At 67.1% G+C, this 19367-nt stretch carries 17 protein-coding genes; 7 read left to right on the top strand and 10 right to left on the bottom strand.

Annotated elements, in window-relative coordinates; genetic code table 11:
- Positions 1-37: 37 nt before the first annotated feature.
- The 10 genes from WDLP6_RS19125 to xseB form a co-directional block, all read right to left on the bottom strand.
- On the bottom strand, positions 38-844 hold the full coding sequence (locus tag WDLP6_RS19125; RefSeq protein WP_162593630.1) for an ABC transporter permease: 807 nt from the start codon (positions 842-844) through the stop codon (positions 38-40).
- 1 nt (position 845) lies between these two features.
- On the bottom strand, positions 846-1745 hold the full coding sequence (locus WDLP6_RS19130) for an ABC transporter ATP-binding protein (protein ID WP_232077122.1): 900 nt from the start codon (positions 1743-1745) through the stop codon (positions 846-848).
- A 7-nt stretch (positions 1746-1752) separates the two neighbouring features.
- A complete protein-coding gene (locus WDLP6_RS19135) occupies positions 1753-3477 on the bottom strand; it encodes a sulfoacetaldehyde acetyltransferase (protein WP_197910174.1) in 1725 nt (574 codons plus the stop codon).
- Positions 3478-3583: 106 nt separating this feature from the next.
- Positions 3584-3952: a 5-carboxymethyl-2-hydroxymuconate isomerase gene (locus WDLP6_RS19140; protein ID WP_162593631.1), complete on the bottom strand. Its 369-nt coding sequence runs from the start codon at positions 3950-3952 to the stop codon at positions 3584-3586.
- A 34-nt stretch (positions 3953-3986) separates the two neighbouring features.
- Complete coding sequence (locus WDLP6_RS19145) at positions 3987-5618, bottom strand: GMC family oxidoreductase (protein WP_162593632.1); 1632 nt, start codon at positions 5616-5618, stop codon at positions 3987-3989.
- 234 nt (positions 5619-5852) lie between these two features.
- On the bottom strand, positions 5853-7253 hold the full coding sequence (locus WDLP6_RS19155; RefSeq protein WP_162593633.1) for a virulence factor family protein: 1401 nt from the start codon (positions 7251-7253) through the stop codon (positions 5853-5855).
- Entirely contained in the window at positions 7250-9850 is a 2601-nt protein-coding gene (gene mprF, locus WDLP6_RS19160) for a bifunctional lysylphosphatidylglycerol flippase/synthetase MprF (protein WP_232077124.1), read from the bottom strand. Before mprF ends, WDLP6_RS19155 begins: the two co-directional genes overlap by 4 nt.
- A 182-nt stretch (positions 9851-10032) precedes the next feature.
- Complete coding sequence (gene dxs, locus WDLP6_RS19165; RefSeq protein WP_162593634.1) at positions 10033-11886, bottom strand: 1-deoxy-D-xylulose-5-phosphate synthase; 1854 nt, start codon at positions 11884-11886, stop codon at positions 10033-10035.
- Between the two features lie 19 nt (positions 11887-11905).
- Positions 11906-12823: a polyprenyl synthetase family protein gene (locus WDLP6_RS19170; RefSeq protein WP_162568749.1), complete on the bottom strand. Its 918-nt coding sequence runs from the start codon at positions 12821-12823 to the stop codon at positions 11906-11908.
- Entirely contained in the window at positions 12820-13086 is a 267-nt protein-coding gene (gene xseB / locus WDLP6_RS19175) for an exodeoxyribonuclease VII small subunit (protein ID WP_162568750.1), read from the bottom strand. The genes WDLP6_RS19170 and xseB overlap by 4 nt, the downstream gene beginning before the upstream one ends.
- Positions 13087-13244: 158 nt before the next feature.
- Between xseB and WDLP6_RS19180 the strand changes: the two genes are divergently transcribed.
- From WDLP6_RS19180 to WDLP6_RS19210, 7 genes are read left to right on the top strand one after another with little or no spacing between them, the layout of a single operon-like run.
- Entirely contained in the window at positions 13245-14384 is a 1140-nt protein-coding gene (locus WDLP6_RS19180) for an aromatic ring-hydroxylating oxygenase subunit alpha (RefSeq protein ID WP_162593635.1), read from the top strand.
- Between the two features lie 4 nt (positions 14385-14388).
- On the top strand, positions 14389-15321 hold the full coding sequence (locus tag WDLP6_RS19185; RefSeq protein WP_174259885.1) for a DMT family transporter: 933 nt from the start codon (positions 14389-14391) through the stop codon (positions 15319-15321).
- A gap of 10 nt (positions 15322-15331) precedes the next feature.
- A complete protein-coding gene (locus tag WDLP6_RS19190; RefSeq protein ID WP_162593636.1) occupies positions 15332-16240 on the top strand; it encodes a sulfurtransferase in 909 nt (302 codons plus the stop codon).
- Positions 16237-16782, top strand: a complete 546-nt coding sequence (locus tag WDLP6_RS19195) for a DUF2796 domain-containing protein (protein WP_162593637.1) — start codon at positions 16237-16239, stop codon at positions 16780-16782. Before WDLP6_RS19190 ends, WDLP6_RS19195 begins: the two co-directional genes overlap by 4 nt.
- 7 nt (positions 16783-16789) lie before the next feature.
- Positions 16790-17494, top strand: coding sequence for an ABC transporter ATP-binding protein (locus WDLP6_RS19200; RefSeq protein ID WP_162593638.1), 705 nt, complete (start codon positions 16790-16792; stop codon positions 17492-17494).
- A complete protein-coding gene (locus WDLP6_RS19205) occupies positions 17491-18753 on the top strand; it encodes an ABC transporter permease (RefSeq protein WP_162593639.1) in 1263 nt (420 codons plus the stop codon). The genes WDLP6_RS19200 and WDLP6_RS19205 overlap by 4 nt, the downstream gene beginning before the upstream one ends.
- A 3-nt stretch (positions 18754-18756) precedes the next feature.
- Positions 18757-19353 (top strand): DUF3299 domain-containing protein, encoded by a 597-nt coding sequence (locus WDLP6_RS19210; protein ID WP_162593640.1) that lies wholly within the window; start codon positions 18757-18759, stop codon positions 19351-19353.
- Positions 19354-19367 lie beyond the last annotated feature (14 nt).

A 19367-nucleotide genomic window follows, 5' to 3' on the forward strand; every position in this document is an offset into this window, starting at 1 on the left:
GAATGTCTCCTTGTATTTTCAATGTGTTGTCGAAGCTTCACGCCGCCTGCCACCTGAGAAGCCTGCGTTCGAGCCAGTTCATCGCCGTCGTTAGAAGCGTTGTGAGAATGGCGACGAAGATCAGGACCGCGAAGACGCCGTCCATGTGGAAGGTGTTGCTCAGATAGGAAACCTGCCCACCCAACCCCTTGGATCCGGCCATCATTTCGGAGACGATCACCGCCAGCATCGCGTAGATCAGTGCGAGCTTGAGGCCGGCGAAGATGCTTGGCACCGCCCAAGGAAGCACGAGGCGGCGAAACCTCACAGCCGATGAAGCACCCAGCGAAGTCATCAACAGGCCAAGGTCTCGATCCACGCTCTTGGCACCTGCGATCACGTTGATCAGGACGATAAAGAAGATCACGGTGATTGCGGTCACGATGTTCGATACCGCGCCAATACCAAGCCACGCAACAAACAAGGGCGCCAGTGCAATTCGGGGAAAGGCATTGAGCAGCGTCAGAAAAGGGTCCAGCGCGGTTTCGAGCAGCGGTGAACGCACGAGCAGAAATCCGACGATGGTCGCTGCCAGACTGCCGAGCACGAAGCCTGCAAGCGCAGACAGCAGGGTAACGCTGGCATTCTTGGCCAAAATGGTTCCGAAGTTCTGCACCATGTAGTCCGCGACGTCCGTGGGCCGAGAAAGGAGTGCGGAGTCGACGATCTTCAGATCGGCAACTGCTTGCCATAGCACGAGGGTGCCTGCAAGAGCCCCGAAGCGGATCAACCATATGGCGGTGGAGCGACGTCGTTTGGCCTTGCTCCGCTCACGCGCCAGATCGGCAAGATGATGCGATGCCATATCAATGCCCTCCTTGCGTGTTTCTCTTCGCTTGCGCGAGCGTCTGCCATAGCTCTGCATAGACTTCGTGGTAGCTCGCTTGTCCCTGGAGCTCTTCGACGACGCGAGGATGAGACAGCGGCACCTTGTAGTCCTTGATGATCCTTCCCGGTCGATCGGAAAAAACGACGACGCGATCCGAGAGTGCAATGGCTTCACCCAGATCGTGGGTGACGAAAACCACCGTCTTCTTTCCGCCTTCCTCGAACAATTCCATCAACAGCTCCTGCAATGTCAATTTGGTTTGGGCGTCCAGCGCGCCGAATGGCTCGTCCATCAGCAGAATCGGACTGTTGAGGGAGAATGTTCTGGCCAGGGCAGCCCTCTGCCGCATGCCTTGGGACAACTGCCCTGGATAGGCGTCCTCGAAGCCACCAAGCCCTACCGATTGGATGAATCTCTGTGCTCGCGGAAGGCGTTCTTGCTCGTTGAGCTGGCGCACCTCCATGCCGAGCAGCACGTTCTGCAGCACGGTCAACCATGGAAACAACGCGGGTCTTGCGAACATGTAGGCGATATCCGTCCTCCCCGCTCTGGGCGGTTCGCCGAGGATTCGGATATCGTCGCTTTGGGGTGCTTCTAGCCCACCCAGCACGTTGAGCAGCGTCGTCTTGCCGCAACCACTCGGGCCCAGGAAGGAGACAAACTCGCCCGAACCGATGCTCAGGTCGATGCCTCGCAGGGCTTCGACGAGCCGCAGTTGTCCATCCTTCTCGGAGGGATAGGTGTGGTCGTAACCCCGGATGCGTATCGCCGGTACAACGCCGGCCCGACCGTCGGACGTCTCAACGCCTGACATGGCGGAACTCCATTCACTGCTTGATTTCGTGAGCATGGGATAGCACTCCAATGAATCGTCCAAGGACTTCTCAGGCAGGCGATGCGAGATGCTTGTACTTGTCGAGATGGCGAACGGCCTTGGACAGTGCCTCGCCCCTGAACGGCTTGTTGAGTATTTCCGGGTCCGTCATCACCTCGAGAACGCATATCTGGCTGGATTCGACGGCTTTCTTGAATGCCGGCACGAGCTGCTCGATGTCAGTGATCCGCTGCGCGTCGGCCCCCATCGCCCTGGCGATCTCGGCGTAGTTGAATCCGGCGCCGACATCGACTCCCACGAACCGGGACTCGAGGAAGGTGGCTTGATTGGCCTTTTCCGCGCCGAGGACACCGTTGTTCATCAGGATGACCACGACGGGGAGATTTTCCTCGAGCGCGGTCATGACCTCCTGGAGTGCGAAGCCCCAGCCGCCATCTCCCACGAATGCGACCACCGGATCTTCGGGATGGGCGAGCTTGACGCCCAGTGCCGCCGGGAAGCCGAACCCGACGTTCGCGAAGTTGCCTGGCGCTATATATCTGCGCGGCTTTGTGAAGCGAAGGAATGCATTGGGAATGCAGGGGGAGAAGCCGATGTCGGTCGTGACAAATGCGTTCTCCGGGAGAGCCTCGCATATGGCGCGAGTTGCCGCGTACGGGTTGATGTACTCGGACGCCGGGCGACACATCACGTCCAGCTCCGCGCGCCATTGCACCTTCAGCGCCCCAACCGTGCTGCGCGTATCACCGCGGCGGGAACCTTCCCCCTGGCGCTGCAGGTGCTCAAGGATGGCGGTTGCGGTGAGTCTGGCATCACCAACCACCGAGACATCCACTGGCTTGGAACGCCCGATCTGCGCTGAATCGATGTCCACCTGGATGATCTTTGCCTGGTGAGGGTAGTAGCGCATCCCATACTGCGGTGCGTAGCCGAAGTCATTGATTCGCGATCCAAGCATCAACACGACATCCGCTTCGGCGAGCATCTGCATCGCCACTTTCGAGCCGTTGAATCCGAGGGCGCCGACGGCCAGAGGATGATCCGTCGGGAATGAATCGTTGTGCCAGTAGGTGTTGGCAACCGGGCAATCGAGGAACTCTGCGAGCGCGGCCGTCGCGTCGTACGCCTCCGAGACCACGCATCCATAGCCCGCCAGGATCATCGGTTTTTTGGCCTTGGCAAGCAGATCTGCAGCGCGACCGATGGATGCCTCGTCTGCGCGAATCGTGGCCGAAGATCTGTACTGCTCCGGCTTGAGAATCACCTGATCGGTATCCCCATAGAAGAAGTCGCGAGGAATATCGACCTGGGCAGGCCCCAGCCTCGCAGTCGCATGGCGGAAAGCAGCTCGCATCGTCTCAGCCATCCGGGACGGGGACGGAACCCTTGCCTGGAACTTGGTGACAGCCCGAAAGATGTCCATCTGGTCGATCTCCTGCAGCCCATCCAGGCCAGACAGGGAGTTCATGGCAGACGGAGTGACCACCACCACAGGCGAATGCGCTTGATAGGCCACAGCGATGGCCGTCAACATGTTGGTGCAGCCAGGCCCGTTCTGCCCGATGCACACGGCCGTCCGTCCTGTTGCCCGCGCATAGCCATCTGCCATGTGCGCCGCGGTCAGTTCGTGATGGACCGGAACGAATCGAATGCCGGCGTGCGGAAACAAGTCCAGTGCATCCTGGAATGCCGAACCCACCAATCCGGTGACGTGCTGCACGCCCTCGGCCACCAGTGTTTCGACGAAGGCTTCGCTAGGAGTCATACGAGGCATGGGGATTACCTTTTCATTTCGTTGAGTTGATGTCGACGACGTGCTTCGTCAGCTTCAAGGACGCCGTGCTCATCGCCCTCTTGGGGACACGTGCGCGGATTCCTGGTCAAGCGCGCCACAGGGTTTGTGGAAATTCGAGCAGTTCGACGGATATCGTCGGGACGCTGGCTGCCGTGCCTTGCTCGAAGAAGGCTTGCAGGGCTTGCAGCAGCGCCTTCCCGGTCCTTTCCTTTGTCGGATCATCTCGACCAGGACCGATCTTCAGGATCGCGTGAACGAAGTGCGCGTCGTTTCTGTCTTCGGCATGCTGGGTTGCCTCTGCTCTATAGGCACGCACGAAGGTCCCGCTGGGCGGGTATTCAGGGCTGCCGTTGGCCTTCACGTGTGCGCGAAGGGACTCGGCCGTCGCCCGGCAGAGGCGTTGCGCGTTCGGCGGATTCAACGGCACGGAGTACTCGATGACCAGATGTGGCATGGTTCGTTTTCCAGTTCGTTTGATTCGAAAGACGCTATGCACGAACGGCGTCTTCAAGGACCATCTGTGCGGCCTTCTCTCCGATCACGATGGCGGGCGCATTCGTGTTCGAAGACGGGATCGTCGGCATGATGGAGGCATCCGCAACGCGCAAACCTCCGATGCCATGCACCCTCAGCCTGGCGTCCACCACACTGATGGCCTCGTCGCTTCCCATGCGGCACGTGCCCGTCGGGTGGTAGGAGGAAAAGATCGATGCCCTGAGGTAGTCCTCGATGTCTTCGTCGGACTCGACCTTGTTTCCGGGTCGAATCTCCTCTTCGACGTAATTTGCGAACGCCGGCTGCTGCGCAACCTTGCGTGCGATCCGAAATCCCTGGATGTAGGTATCGAGGTCGTCGCGTTCGGACAGATGTCGCGTTGTGATGATCGGCGGCAGTGCAATGTCGGGCGAAGACGCGTGCACCGAACCGAGCGATCGAGGCTGCAACTGCACGATCCCGATCGAGAAGCCGGGAAACTCGTCAAGCACCACGCGCTTCGGGTCTCGTTCGTTGGGGCTCGAAAGGTGATGCAACTGCAGCTTGATGCTGGGCTGTATGGCATCCGCTCGATCGGAAACAAAGGCGTGCGCGGTGGCGCCCGGTGTGGACATGAGCCCATTCCGTGTGAGCGCGTAGAGCCCTCCCATTCGCGCCTTCTCGAAGTCGCTGCGCATGATCATGTTCAGCGTCTTCACATTCTTTGCCCTCAGCATCAGGCGCGCGTGAAGGTGATCGCGAAGGTTCTCCCCTACGGCTGGAAGATTCCTGACGAGCGGGACTCCAAGTGATGCAATGCGCTTCTCGTCGCCGATTCCGGATACTTCCAGCAACTGGGGTGAATGCGCTGCACCCGCGCAGACGACGACTTCGCGGAAAGCCAGGGCACGATGGAGCTCGCCATCCTGAAGATATTCGACGCCTTCCGCACGGCCATTGCCGACCAGGACTCTGCGCGCATGCGCATTGAGCGCGATCTCCAGGTTGGGTCGCGCCATCGCGGGTTTGAGATAGGCCTCTCGAACCGCCCAGCGCAGGCCCGCCTTGGTCGACAGCTGCATGAGACAGGCACCCGCGTATTTCCCGTCGTTGTAGTCTTCGTTCTCAGGGATTCCCGCCTGAGCGCAGGCCTTCAGAAATGCATCCGTCAGCGCGTCTCGAGGACCGTATTCAGAGATATGCAGAGGCCCGGACGTCCCGCGCGTCGAGCCTTCCGACGGCGCGCCTGAATACGTCTCCATGCGTTTGAACAGAGGGAGCAGATCCTCGTAGCCCCATCCGGCGTTCCCCATGTTGCGCCAGTGATCGTATTCACACGGATCACCTCGAACCCAGAACATGCCATTGACGGCCGATGTGCCGCCCAACCGCTTGCCGCGCGGGAAGAAGAATCTCCTGTTGAGCACCCCTGGGTCTGGCTCCGCTTGAAGCCTCCACAAGTGTTCGTCGCCCACCAGAATCTTGGCCACGCCCGCCGGAATCCTGAGCCACCACGAAAAGCTGTCGTCCCCTGCCTCGAGCAGCAGGACGCGGTGCCGTCCGGATTCGCTGAGGCGAGCTGCCAAAGTGCCCCCGGCCGAGCCCGCTCCAACCACGACGAAGTCAAAAGTCCTGCTCTCATTCATGGTAAGTCAAATAGGAAGAATAAGATTAATAGGACAAATGTGCCACTCTGCCGGCCCGAGGTAATCAGGAAAACCCCTATACGGAGAGCTTTTGGAAGTTGCAGGTGTGCTGCGCCATATCGCCGCGCCTACGTGATCGAGACCGACCGCATCGTGCTGACCGGCAGCGGGCACGAGTTGCTGGGCAATCCGAAGGTGCAGGACGCCTATCTCGGCGGCTGAGCGCGGCGGCCGCTAGCGCGGCACCGCCTCGAGAATGCGCGCCGCCAGCGCCTCGTAGTCGCCGCCCAGGTGATGCCCGCCCGGCAGCGCCAGCACGCGGGCTTCGCCGGGTGCGAGCTGCGGGCACAGCGCATCCTCGTGCTCGTCGGCGCCGTAGACGCACAGCGTGCCGGCGGGCGGCATGGTGCGGACCTCGGGCGCGATCGGCCGATCGCCGCGCGCGCCGATCCAGTTGGCGACATGGAATTCGAACGAGGCCTTTCGCCCCGGCCCGAGCAATGCGGTCAGGCGCACGCTGGCGCGCGTGCGCGGCGGCAGCCGGTTGTAGGCGAAGGGCAGCACGTCCGCGCCCTGCGAATAGCCGATCAGGATCACCTCGCTGCGCTGCCATCGCGCCGCGTAGTAGCGGATCACGCGGTCCAGGTCGACGGCCGTGCCTTCCGGCGTGCGGGCGGTCCAGAAGTAGCGCAGCGAGTCGATGCCGGCCACCGGGATGCCCGCCTTCGCCAGCGCCGCGGCGATGTGCTTGTCGATGCTGGCCCAGCCGCCGTCGCCGGACACCAGCACCGCGAAGCGCGCGCCCGCGCCGCTCGCGGGCACCTCGACGATCGGCAGATCGGCGAGCTGCGAGGGCGGTACGTCGAGCGCGGCGCGGTGCGAGGCCAGCGTGTCGTAGGCGGCCTCGAAAGCCGCCGATGGATGGGGTGCTGGCACGGCCGCATCCTGCGGCATCCACTTCGCTTGCGGCACGTGCTCGACGAAAGCTTTCGCGTCGGCCGCACACGCGCGGTCGCTGCCGGCTTCGAGCACCGTCCACGGCGCCGCGAGCTTCGCGGCCGGCTGCAGATCGACGCTGCCCCCGCCCGCCTTGCGCCACTGCAGCGCGTTGCCGGTGCACAGCGGCATCCCGAGCGACAGGCGCGGGCAAAAGCCGAGCGACAGCGCCGCGGTGAAGGTGTCGGCCGGCGCCTGCGCGAGCAGCGCATAGGCGAAGGATCCGCCATCGCCGGTGCCCACCAGCATCGGCGCGATGTAGGTCGGCAGCTTCTCGAAGGCCTGCACGTAGCGCGCGAGGTTCTCGATCGCGCCGGCCGCATAGACGCATGCGGCGCTGGCTGCCGCGATGCGGCGATAGAACGGCGGCAGCGCCACCACCGCCACCATCGCGCCCTTGGCCGCCATCGCCTGCGCCAGCTGACGATCGTCGCCGCTCGGCGCGGCCTGCCCCGACAGCAGCAGCACGAACTGCTGCACCGTGCCGGCCGGCGGGAACACCAGCACGTTCTCGAACTGCCCGTGCGAGACCGTGTGCGGCACGGCCTGCGCCTGCGCGGAACTCGCTGCGAAGGTCGCGCACATCACCCACGCGACGGCCAGCGCCACGCGGCATGCACGCAGGATGCGTCGGCTCATTTCGAGACCACGCCCTTGATGCCGCCGCCGATCAGCGCCGCCAGGTCGAGCAGCACGAACAGCGGCGTCACGCCGCCGGGGACGGCGAGATAGCGCGCTTCCCATACCGGCTCGAACTTGTCCTTGAAGCTGTGCAGCCCGCGAAAGCCGTAGAAGCGCTCGCCGTAGTCGAACAGCAGCCGGCCCACGCGCTGCCAGCGCGGCGCATGCCGGCGCGTGGTCATGCCCGCCATCGGCGACATGCCGAGGCCGAAGCGTTGGTAGCCCTCGGCCTGCAGGTGCAGCACCACTTTCGCGAACAGGAAATCCATCGTGCCCGGCGGCGCATCGGGCACGAAGCGCATCAGGTCCACGCTCGCCTCCTGCGTGGCCGCGGTGACCAGCAGGTTGGCGAAGGCGATGATCCGGCCCTCGCGGCGCACCACCGCGACCGGAAGCTGCGCCAGATAGCGCGCGTTGAAGCTGCCGACCGAGAAGCCCTTCTCGCGCGTCTTCTGGCGCTCGAGCCAGGCATCGGAGACCGCGCGCAACTCGGGCAGCAGCGCGCCCACCGCCGCGGGCGGCAGCACCTCGAAGCCGAGGCCTTCGCGCTCGCCCCGGTTCATGCCCGAGCGCAGGTTGGCGCGCCTGGCGCCCTTCAGGCTGAAGCCCCGCAATTCGATGTGCGCGTACTCGCCCAGCTTGAAGGCATGCAGGCCGCAGTCCAGGTACAGCGGCAGCGCGGCCGGACGCACCTGGTAGAAGGCCGGCCGGCCGCCGTGCGCGCTGGCGAGTTCGACGAAGCGCCACACCAGGTCGGACCACTCGCGCGGATCGCCGAAGGGCCCGAACAGGCCGATCCACGAGCGCCCGTGCTTGCCGAACATCAGGACGCTGCGGCCCGACGGCGAGAACAGCAGGTGCTTGTCGCCGGTCAGCGCATACCAGCCTTCGGACGCGGGCCCGGCGCGCACGATGGCGGCGGCGCGTTCGATCTCCTCGTCCGAAGGCAGCGCCACCGCGCCCGCCGGCGGCCGCAGCAATTGCCACAGCCCGAAGGCCAGGCCCGCCAGCACGACGCCCAGCAGCGCGCGCAGCGAGCGCGGCGCCTGCGCGTCGAGTTCGAACTCCCACCACAACCGGTTGGTGTAGCCCACTTCCTGGTAGGCGAAGAACAGCACCCAGATGCAGGCCGCGACGACGCCCGCCAGCGCCAGCAGCCATTCGGGTTCCAGCCGCTGCGAGAACAGGGTCGAGGGCCGGTCGAACTGGCGGCGCGAGATCAAGAGCAGCACCGCGATCGCCGACAGCAGCGCGGCCTCGTGCAGCGCGAAGCCCTTGGGGAGTGCCAGCACCAGGGCGACGATCGAGAGCCCGAGCGCCGCCCACCACGCGGCATCGAGCCGGTGCAGCAGGCCGCGCGCCACCAGCACCAGGCCGAGCCCGGCGACGCTGCCGAGAAAATGCGAGGCCTCGATGAGCGGCAGCGGCACGTTCAGTGCGGCGAGGATTTCCTTCGCATCCTCCGTCAGCGGCGTGACGCCCGAGACCAGCAGCCATCCGCCCGCCACCAGCGTCAGCGCGGCCATCAGCCGCGGGCTCAGGCGCACCGCCGCGCGGCCGATCGGTGCCGCCACGCCCGAGCGCAGTTCGTAGACCACGATCAGCGCGCTGGCCACCACCAGCGGCAGCACGTAGTAGATGCCGCGGTTGAGCACCAGCGCGCCGAGCATCGCCCCGGTCGGCACGTGCGTGCCGCCGGCCAGCAGCATCACCGCCTCGAACACGCCGACACCGCCGGGCACATGGCTGGCGATGCCGGCCGTGATGGCGATCGCATAGAAGATCACGAAGGTGGGCAGCGCGATCCGGTCGGCGGGCAGCAGGAACCAGAGCGCCGCGGCCGAGGCTGCCAGCTCGACGGCCGAGATCACCAGCTGCCGCAAGGCCAGGCCCGCCTGCGGCAGCCGCAGCGTGCGCTGCGCGCCCAGATGCAGCGCGCGCCGCCGCGCGCACAGCCAGAGGAAGGCGGCCAGCGCGATCAGCAGCGCCGCGCCCAGCGCGCGCAGCGCCAGCGGCCGCACGTGCAGCAGCGGCGCCACTTCGTGCGCGCCCCACAGCAGCCCGAGCGCACCGAAGGCCGCGATGCCCAGGCCGAAGGCGGCGGCGTTGAAGACGATGACCTGCGCGATCTGGTGCGGCTCCAGCCCGGCGGCCGCATACATGCGCGTGCGCACCGCGCCGCCGGTCAGCGGACCGAGGCCGATGGTGTTGGACAGGGCGTAGGCGACAAAGGAAGTCAGCAGCACCGTGGAGCGCGCGACCTTGGCGCGGGCATAACTCAGCGACGAGGCGTCATAGCCGCTCAACGCGAAGTAGCTCGCGGCAGTGGCCGCGATCGCGAGCGCGATGTTCGAGCCCGGCGTGGCCTGCACCGCGGCCATCACATCGTCGTAGCGAACCTCATGCAGCAGCCGGTGCAGCGCAACGCCGATCGCGATGGCGAGAACGACGCCGAGCGCCGCCATCAGCCACGGTTTCAGGCGCGGCCACCAGGGGCCCGGCCGAAGCTTCGGCAGGCTACGGAGCGGGAGAGGATCGATGGGGTATTCGGACACGAGGCGAAGGGGCAATCTGCTGAACGCCCGATCGGCAAGGCGGGAGGACACGCCGCGCCGAAATACCTCACGCTGTGACACAAAATAACCGGGCGTCACGCGTTGTTGCGCGCGCCGCGGTGGGCGCGCCACGGCCCGGCGCCGGCCCGCACGCCGCAACGCGGCCGCGCGGAATCGGAATCTCAGGCCGCCTGGACGAACCGGCTGCGGATCGACTGCTCGATACCCGCCGCATCGAGGCCGATGCCGGCCAGCAGCCTGGCCGGATCGCCATGCTCGATGAAGCGGTCGGGCAGGCCGAGCTGCAGCACGGGCCTGTCGATGCGCGCGGCCTGCAGCGCCTCCAGCACGGCGCTGCCGGCGCCGCCCATGATGGCGCCCTCCTCGACCGTGACCAGCGCATCGTGCGTGGCCGCGACCTTCAGCAGCAACTCGACGTCGAGCGGCTTGGCCCAGCGCATGTTGACCACCGTGGCGTCGAGCGCCTCGGCCGCCTTGAGCGCCGGATACAGCAGCGTGCCGAAGGCGAGGATGGCGATGCGCTTCCCCTCACGCCGGACCTCGCCCTTGCCGAAGGACAGGCCCTCGAGCGTGAGCGCCGGCGTGACGCCCGCGCCCGCGCCGCGCGGATAGCGCACCGCGACCGGATGGTTCTGCTCGTAAGCCGTGGTGAGCAGCCGCCGGCACTCGGCCTCGTCGGCCGGGCAGGCGACGCTCATGTTGGGGATGCAGCGCAGGAAGGCGATGTCGTAGGCGCCCGCATGCGTGGCGCCGTCGGCGCCCACCAGACCGGCGCGATCGAGCGCGAACACCACCGGCAGGTTCTGGATCGCGACGTCGTGGATCAGCTGGTCGTAGGCGCGCTGCAGGAAGGTCGAGTAGATCGCGACCACGGGCTTGAGCCCCTCGCACGCGAGGCCCGCCGCGAAGGTGACCGAATGCTGCTCGGCAATGCCGACGTCGTAGTAGCGGCCCGGAAAGCGCTTCTCGAACTCGACCAGCCCCGAGCCTTCGCGCATCGCCGGCGTGATGCCGACCAGCCGGCCGTCCTGCGCGGCCATGTCGCACAGCCAGCTGCCGAAGACCTGGGTGAAGGTCTGCTTGGGCGCGGTCGCGGGCTTCACCAGGCCGACGGCCGGATCGAACTTGGACGGCCCGTGATAGGCCACCGGGTCGGCCTCCGCCAGCTTGTAGCCCTGGCCCTTCCTGGTGACCACGTGCAGGAACTGCGGACCGTGCAGGTGCTTGAGGTTCTCGAGCGTGGGCACCAGCGAATCGAGATCGTGGCCGTCGATCGGGCCGACATAGTTGAAGCCGAACTGCTCGAACAGCGTGGCCGGCACCACCATGCCCTTGGCATGCTGCTCGAGGCGCTTGGCCAGCTCGAACAGCGGCGGCGCGGCGCGCAGCACGCTCTTGCCGACGTTCTTGGCGGCGGCATAGAAGTTGCCGCTCATCAGTTGCGCGAGGTAGCGGTTGAGCGCGCCGACCGGCGGGCTGATCGACATGTCGTTGTCGTTGAGGATGACCAGCAGCTTGCAGTCGCAGACACCCGCGTTGTTGAGCGCCTCGAAGGCCATGCCGGCGGTGAGCGCGCCGTCGCCGATGATCGCGACCGCGTGCCGGTCCTCGCCCTTCTGCTTGGACGCCATCGCCATGCCGAGCGCGGCCGAAATGCTGGTCGACGAATGGGCGGTGCCGAAGGTGTCGTACTCGCTCTCGCTGCGCTGCGGGAAGCCCGAGATGCCGCCGAGCTGGCGCAAGGTCGGCATGCGCTCGCGGCGGCCGGTGAGGATCTTGTGCGGATAGGTCTGGTGGCCCACGTCCCACACCAGGCGGTCGTGCGGCGTGTTGAACACGTGGTGCAGCGCGACCGTGAGCTCGACCGTGCCGAGGTTCGAGCTCAGGTGGCCGCCGGTGCGCGACACGTTGTCGAGCACGCAGGTGCGCACCTCGTCGGCCAGCTGCTTGAGCTGGGCGCGGTCGAACTGCCGCAGGACGGAGGGATCGTGGATCGTGGGAAGCAGCGGGGCCATGGAAAACGTCTTGTTGTTGTTATCGGTCGCGCTCGACGACCATGTGGGCCAGCGCGCGCAGCGCGCCGGTGTCGGCCAGTGTGCTGCGATCCAGCGCGGCCAGTGCATCGGCCAGCAGTTCCCTGGCCTGCGCACGCGCACCGTCGATGCCGAGCAGGGACACGTAGGTGGGCTTGTCGCTCGCGGCGTCCTTGCCGGCGGTCTTGCCGAGCGTCTGCGAATCGGCCGTGACGTCGAGGATGTCGTCGACCACCTGGAACGCGAGGCCGATGGCCGCGCCGTAGTCGCGCAGCGCCGCCAGCGCTCCGGCCGCGATCGGGCCGCCGCAGGCCGCGCCCATCTCGACGCTGCCCTGCAGCAGCGCGCCGGTCTTGAGGCGGTGCATCTCGCGCAGCTGGGCCTCGTCGAGCGCGAGCCCGACGCTGGCCAGATCGATCGCCTGGCCGCCGGCCATGCCTTGCCCGCCGGCCGCGCGTGCCAGCAGGCCGCACAGGCGCGCCTGCACGGCCGGCGCCACGGCGTCGCCCTCGGGCGTGAGCAGCTCGAAGGCCAGCGCCTGCAGCGCATCGCCCGCGAGCAGCGCATCGGCCTCGCCGAACTTCACGTGCACCGTGGGCTTGCCGCGGCGCAGCACGTCGTTGTCCATGCACGGCAGATCGTCGTGCACCAGCGAATAGGCATGGATCAGTTCGGCCGCGCAGGCAGCGCGCAGCGCAGCTTCTGCGTTGCCGCCGACGGCTTCGCTGGCCGCGAACACCAGCAGCGGACGCAGCCGCTTGCCGCCGTCGAGCACCGCATAGCGCATCGGGTTGCCGAGTTCGAGCGGCGCATCGACGCCGACCCAGGCCGACAGCGCGGCCTCCACCGTGGCCAGATGCGGTTCGCTCCACGCGGCGAGCCGCGCAGCGTCCCAATGCAGCAATGGCGCGCCGCTCATTCCGCCGTCCAGGCCTTGAGACTGCCGGCGTCGAGCACCTTGATCTGTTCCTCGACCGCCTGCAGCCGGTCGCGGCAGAAGGCCAGCAACACGGCGCCGCGCTGGTAGCTGCCGAGCAGCTGGTCGAGCGGCAGCTGGCCCGACTCGAGCTCGGCCACCAGGCGTTCGAGCTCCTGCAGTCCGGCTTCGTAGGTGGGGGGCAGCGGGCCCGTATCGGGTGCAGGGGGTTGGCCCGGCGGGGAGGAGGAAGGCACCTTGGGCATTCGGGGATCGGGGATGAAACAGGGCATTTTAGGACGGCTACAATCCTGGTCTTCCCTGGCCGGTCGCACCGGCGCAATTCCTCGGGCCGTTCAGCACCTTTCGACGGCAGCCTTCCGTTTTTCCTTCTCTCCCTGTGGGGAGCTTGGTCAGGTCACCCATGTCTGATTTAAGTCTTCAACTGCAGCAGGCCTCGAGCCAACTTCCGGTTTCCGCGTATTTCGACGAGGCGCTCTACGCCCGCGAGCTGCAAACGCTTTTCGCCGCGGGCCCGCGCTATGTCGGCCACCGGCTGGCGGTGCCCGAGCCGGGCAATTTCCACACCCTGCCGCAGGAGCAGCAGGGCCGCGCGCTGGTACACACGCCCAAGGGCGTGGAGCTGATCTCCAACGTGTGCCGCCATCGCCAGGCGCTGATCCTGCAGGACCGCGGCAGCCTCGATGCGCAGGGCGGCGGCAACATCGTCTGCCCGCTGCACCGCTGGACCTATGCCGCGGCCGATCCGCGCAGCACCGGCACGCTGATCGGCGCGCCGCACTTCGAGCAGGATCCCTGCCTCAACCTGCACAACTACCCGCTGACCGAGTGGAACGGCCTGTTGTTCGAGAAGAACGCCCGCGGACAGGGCCGCGACGTCGCGGCCGACCTCGCCAGCCTGGGCCCGCGCGCCGACCTCGACTTCGAAGGCTACGCGCTCGACCGGGTCGTGCTGCACGAGTGCAACTACAACTGGAAGACCTTCATCGAGGTCTACCTCGAGGACTACCACGTCGGCCCCTTCCATCCCGGGCTCGGCAGCTTCGTCACCTGCGACGACCTGCGCTGGGAATTCAACCGGCATTTCTCGGTGCAGACGGTCGGCGTTGCCAACCGGCTCGGCCGCGCCGGCAGCCCGATCTATCAGCGCTGGCAGGAGCAATTGCTGAAGTACCGCGAGGGCAAGCCGCCCAAGTACGGTGCGATCTGGCTCACCTACTACCCGCATGTGATGGTCGAGTGGTATCCGCACGTGCTCACCGTCTCGACGCTGCATCCGGTCGGCCCGCAGAAGACGCTCAACATGGTCGAGTTCTTCTACCCCGAGGAAATCGTCGCCTTCGAGCGCGAATTCATCGAAGCCCAGCAGGCCGCCTACATGGAGACCTGCGCCGAGGACGACGAGATCGCCGAGCGCATGGACGCCGGCCGCCGCGCGCTGATGCAGCGCGGCGACGACGAGAGCGGCCCCTACCAGAGCCCGATGGAAGATGGCATGCAGCAGTTCCACGAATGGTACCGCCGCGAGATGAAGAGCCCCTGAGGCAATGCAGGCACTCTGGATGGTGCTGGGCGCACTGGTCTTCGCGACCATGGGCGTGTGCGTCAAGATCGCCTCGGCCTGGTTCTCCAGTGCCGAACTGGTGTTGTACCGTGGCCTGATCGGCATCCTTTTCCTGTGGGCGCTGGCGCGCAGCCGCGGCGTCTCGCTGGGCACGCGCTACCCGCTGATGCACGGCTGGCGCAGCCTGATCGGCGTGGTGTCGATGGGCGCGTGGTTCTACTCTATCGCCCACATGCCGCTGGCCACCGCGATGACGCTCAACTACATGAGCAGCGTCTGGATCGCCGCCTTCCTGATCGGCGGCACGCTGCTGGCCTGGATGCCGGTGCCCGGGCGCGACGGCAGCCTGCCGCGGCCGCCGCTGCAGGGGCCGCTGATCCTCACCGTGCTCGCGGGCTTCGTCGGCGTGGTGCTGATGCTCAAGCCCAACGTCAACGACAGCCAGGGCTTCGCGGGCCTGGTCGGGCTGATGTCGGGCCTCACGGCGGCCTTTGCCTACATGCAGGTGGTGGCACTCTCGCGGCTCGGTGAACCCGAGGAGCGAACCGTGTTCTATTTCGCGGTGGGCTCGGCGATCGCCGGCGGCCTGGCCACGCTGCTCGGCGAAGCCACGCCGTGGGCCGAATGGACCTGGATGCATGCCCTGTGGCTCGCGCCCGTGGGCGTGCTGGCGGCGGTGGGCCAGCTGTGCATGACGCGCGCCTATGCAAGCGCCAAGACCGAGAGCGGGACGCTGCTGGTCGCCAACCTGCAGTATTCGGGCATCGTCTTCGGCGCGATGTACAGCGTGCTGCTGTTCGGCGACCGCATCGACGCGATGGGCTGGGCCGGCATGGTGCTGATCGTCTTCAGCGGCATCGCGGCCACCGTGCTGCGCCAGCGATCGCTGCCGAAGGCGCCGGCCGAAGAGCATTGAAGGATTTCGCATGTACACGACCCTGATCACCGCCGAGCAACTGACGGCCCTGCAGCGCAGCGCAGCGCCGCTGATGGTGTTCGACTGCAGCTTCGAGCTGATGAAGCCCGAGGCCGGCGCGCAGAACTACCGCGCGGCACACATTCCCGGCGCGCTCTACGCCGACCTCGACACCGACCTCAGCGCGAAGCACGGCATGCCGGGCGCGCACGGCGAGGTGGTGGTGGCGCAGGACGAGGGCCTGCCCGCATCGGGCGGCCGCCATCCGCTGCCGAGCCGCGAGAAGTTCGCGGCCTGGCTGTCGTCGATCGGCTTCGCCAACGGCATGCAGGCCGTGGTGTACGACCGCAACGGCGCCAACTACTGCGGCCGCCTCTGGTGGATGCTCAAGTGGATGGGCCACGAGGCCGTGGCCGTGCTCGACGGCGGACTGCAGGCCTGGCAGGCCGCGGGCGGCGCGGTCGCCGGCGGCGACGAGCCCGCGCGCTTCCAATCCAACTTCGTGGCCGCTGCGCCCTTGGTGGTGCTCGCCGACACGCAGCGCGTGCTCGCGCGGCTCGACCAGTCTGACCAGACGCTGATCGATGCGCGTGCCGCTGCGCGCTATCGCGGCGAGGTGGAACCTCTGGACCCGATCGCAGGTCACATCCCCGGGGCCCTGAACCGGCCCTTCACCGAGAACCTCGGCCCCGACGGCAAATTCAAGCCGGCCGCCCAGTTGCGCGCCGAGTTCGAGACCTTGCTGGCGGGCCGGGATCCGGCCACGGTCGTCCACCATTGCGGCAGCGGCGTGAGCGCGCTGCCCAACCTGCTCGCAATGCAGATCGCGGGCCTCGGGTCGACCGCGCTCTATGCCGGCAGCTGGAGCGAATGGAGCAACACGCCGGGGCTGCCGACCCGGCAAGGCGCAAACGCATGAATCCTGCACGGCTGCTTTCCACCTTCGCACTGCCTGCGCTGCTCGCGCTGCCGATCGCGGCCATCGCGCAGCAGGCACAGCATGCGCACGTGCACGGCCAGCTCAGGCTCGATGTCGCGATCGACGGCCCGACCGTGGTCATCGAGATGGATTCGCCGCTCGACAACTTCATCGGCTTCGAGCACGCACCGAAGACCGATGCCGAAAAGAAAACCGCAGACGACGCCGTCGCCCAGCTGCGCGCGGCCGACCAGCTGTTCAGGATCGACCCCAGCGCCAACTGCAAGCTCGGCCCGGTGACGCTGCGCTCCGCGGCGCTCGGCCTGGGCAAGGCGGACGCCGACGCCGCCGAAGGCCATGCCGACCTCGACGGCACCTTCGCCTTCAACTGCACCAATGCGCAGGCGACCAAGTTCATCGACATCGCGCTGCTCGATGCCTTCAAGGGCATCCGGCAGATCGACGTCCAGATCGCCGCGCCGCAGGGCCAGTTCAAGCGCACGCTCAAGCGGCCGACCACACGCCTGACCTGGAGCAAGTGATCTCTTCGTGACGCCGCTGCTCGTCGCCGAATCGCTGCGCTTCGGCTGGCCGGGTGCCGGCGCGCCCTGCATCGACATCGAACGCCTCGAGGTGAGCGCCGGCGAGGCCGTGTTCCTGCACGGGCCGAGCGGCTGCGGCAAGAGCACGCTGCTGTCGCTCTTGGCCGGCGTGCTGGTGGCGGACGCGGGGCGCATCACGCTGCTGGGCCACGACTGGGCCGAGCTCTCGGGTTCCGCGCGCGACCGCTGCCGCGTCGCACATGTGGGCTACATCTTCCAGCAGTTCAACCTGCTGCCCTACCTCAGCGTGCTCGACAACGTGATGCTGCCCTGCCGCTTCTCGGCGCGGCGCATGGCGCAGGCCTCGACCGCCGGCCCGGCGCGCACGCAGGCCGAGCTGCTGCTCGAGCGCATGGGCCTGGACCGGAGCCTCTGGCCGCGCCAGGCCATGCGGCTGTCGGTCGGCCAGCAGCAGCGCGTGGCCGCGGCGCGCGCACTGATCGGCCATCCCGAAGTGGTGATCGCCGACGAGCCCACTTCGGCGCTGGACGAGGACCGGCGCGAAGCCTTCCTCGACGTGCTGCTCGCGGCCTGCGAGGCGAACCGCAGCGCGCTGGTGTTCGTGAGCCACGACCAGCGCATCGCGGCGCGCTTCGGGCGCCACGTGCTGCTGCCGCAGATCAATCGCGCGACGCAGGGGGCGCTTCCATGAGGGCCCTGCTGGGCATCGCGTGGCGCAGCGCCTGGAACCGCCGCTTCACGCTCGCGCTCACGGTGCTCTCGATCGCGCTGTCGACCTTCCTGCTCCTGGGCGTCGAGCGCATCCGCACCGAGCTGCGCGAGAACTTCTCGTCCTCCGTCTCCGGCACCGACCTGATCGTGGGCGCGCGCACCGGCTCGACGCAGCTGCTGCTGTACTCGGTGTTCCGCATCGGCGCGGCCACCAACAACGTGCAGTGGAAGAGCGTGCAGGCGCTGGCCGCGCATCCGGGCGTGGCCTGGGTCGTGCCGCTCTCGCTCGGCGATTCGCACCGCGGCTTCGCGGTGCTGGCGACCACGCCCGACTACTTCGAGCATTTCCGCTACGGCAACCGCCAGCCGCTGCGCATGCGCGAGGGCAGGCCCTTCAGCGATCTGTTCGATGCGGTCATCGGCGCCGAGGTCGCGGACAAGCTGGGCTACCACGTCGGCCAGAAGATCATCCTCTCGCACGGCAGCGGCGAGCTCAACGTGGCCGAGCATGCCGACAAGCCCTTCACGGTGGTCGGCGTGCTGGCGCGCACCGGCACACCGGTCGACCGCACGGTGCACATCGGCCTGGCGGCGATGGAAGCGATCCATCTCGAATGGGTGGGCGGCGCGCCGATGCCGGGCGTGAAGATACCGGCCGACCAGGTACGCAAATTCGACCTCACACCGAAGAACGTGACCGCGGCGCTGGTCGGCCTGAAGAACCGCGCGGCCGTGTTCGCGGTGCAGCGCTGGGTCTCGACCTATGCCGCCGAGCCGCTGATGGCGATCCTGCCCGGCGTTGCGCTCGACGAGCTGTGGAGCGTGGTCGGCATCGGCGAGAACGCGCTGCTGCTGATGTCGGCGCTGGTCGCGCTGGTCAGCCTGGCCGGGCTGGTGTCGGTGGTGCTGGCGGGCCTCGACGAACGCCGGCGCGAGCTGGCCGTGCTGCGTGCCGTCGGCGCCAGCCTGCGGCACGTGCTGGCGCTGCTGGCGCTCGAAGGCGCGCTGGTCACGGGGCTGGGCGTGGCGATCGGCATCGTCTTTGCCGTGCTCGGCATTGCCCTGCTCTCGCCGTGGCTGCAATCGCAATTCGGACTCGCGCTCACGCTGTCGGCGCCTACACTGAACGAAGGGCTGCTGGTGGCGAGCCTGCTCGTGGCCGGCTTCCTGGCCAGCCTGTTGCCCGGGATACGCGCGTATCGGCTTTCGTTGTCCGACGGCCTCTCACCGAGAATCTGAACCATGACATTGCGTCTGCCTCTTGCTGCATTCGCTGCCGCCGTCTTCGCTGCCAGCGCCTTCGCGGCCGATCCCGCGCCGCAGGCCACCTCGCCCGCCAACCCGATCGGCGGCAAGGCAGCCGCCGCCAAGGCCGCGCCGGGCGAGCCGCGGCTCATCGCGTGGGAAGAGCTGGTGCCCAAGGACTGGGATCCGATGAAGGCGTTGAAGGGCATGGACCTGAGCCAGCTCGACGACAGCGACCCGCGCGCCAACGACCTGCTCATGAAACTGCAGGAAGCCTCGAACAACGCGCCGACCAACCCGGCGATGAACGGCGTCGACATCAGGATCCCGGGCTTCGTCGTGCCGCTCGAAGAGGACAAGGGCGAGGTCACCGAGTTCCTGCTGGTGCCCTACTTCGGCGCCTGCATCCACACGCCGCCGCCGCCCGCCAACCAGATCCTGCACGTGCGCGCGCAGGGCGCGAAGTTCCGCGCCATGGACACTGTCTGGGTCACCGGCCGGCTGCAGACCCAGCGCAACGATTCGATGATGGGCGTGAGCGGCTACGACATCAGCGCCAAGAGCGTCACCAGGTACACCGGCGGCGCGAAGTAGAAAAGAAAGCCTCG

This window comes from Variovorax sp. PBL-E5, from assembly GCF_901827185.1.
In the GTDB taxonomy this organism is placed as follows: Bacteria; Pseudomonadota; Gammaproteobacteria; order Burkholderiales; family Burkholderiaceae_C; genus Variovorax.

Coding starts and splice junctions, on each gene's coding strand:
- WDLP6_RS19125 (WP_162593630.1), bottom strand. CDS start 844: ATGGCATCGCATCATCTTGCCGATCTGGCGCGTGAGCGGAGCAAGGCC.
- WDLP6_RS19135 (WP_197910174.1), bottom strand. CDS start 3,477: ATGCCTCGTATGACTCCTAGCGAAGCCTTCGTCGAAACACTGGTGGCC.
- WDLP6_RS19140 (WP_162593631.1), bottom strand. CDS start 3,952: ATGCCACATCTGGTCATCGAGTACTCCGTGCCGTTGAATCCGCCGAAC.
- WDLP6_RS19145 (WP_162593632.1), bottom strand. CDS start 5,618: ATGAATGAGAGCAGGACTTTTGACTTCGTCGTGGTTGGAGCGGGCTCG.
- WDLP6_RS19155 (WP_162593633.1), bottom strand. CDS start 7,253: ATGAGCCGACGCATCCTGCGTGCATGCCGCGTGGCGCTGGCCGTCGCG.
- dxs (WP_162593634.1), bottom strand. CDS start 11,886: ATGGCCCCGCTGCTTCCCACGATCCACGATCCCTCCGTCCTGCGGCAG.
- WDLP6_RS19170 (WP_162568749.1), bottom strand. CDS start 12,823: ATGAGCGGCGCGCCATTGCTGCATTGGGACGCTGCGCGGCTCGCCGCG.
- xseB (WP_162568750.1), bottom strand. CDS start 13,086: ATGCCCAAGGTGCCTTCCTCCTCCCCGCCGGGCCAACCCCCTGCACCC.
- WDLP6_RS19180 (WP_162593635.1), top strand. CDS start 13,245: ATGTCTGATTTAAGTCTTCAACTGCAGCAGGCCTCGAGCCAACTTCCG.
- WDLP6_RS19185 (WP_174259885.1), top strand. CDS start 14,389: ATGCAGGCACTCTGGATGGTGCTGGGCGCACTGGTCTTCGCGACCATG.
- WDLP6_RS19190 (WP_162593636.1), top strand. CDS start 15,332: ATGTACACGACCCTGATCACCGCCGAGCAACTGACGGCCCTGCAGCGC.
- WDLP6_RS19195 (WP_162593637.1), top strand. CDS start 16,237: ATGAATCCTGCACGGCTGCTTTCCACCTTCGCACTGCCTGCGCTGCTC.
- WDLP6_RS19205 (WP_162593639.1), top strand. CDS start 17,491: ATGAGGGCCCTGCTGGGCATCGCGTGGCGCAGCGCCTGGAACCGCCGC.
- WDLP6_RS19210 (WP_162593640.1), top strand. CDS start 18,757: ATGACATTGCGTCTGCCTCTTGCTGCATTCGCTGCCGCCGTCTTCGCT.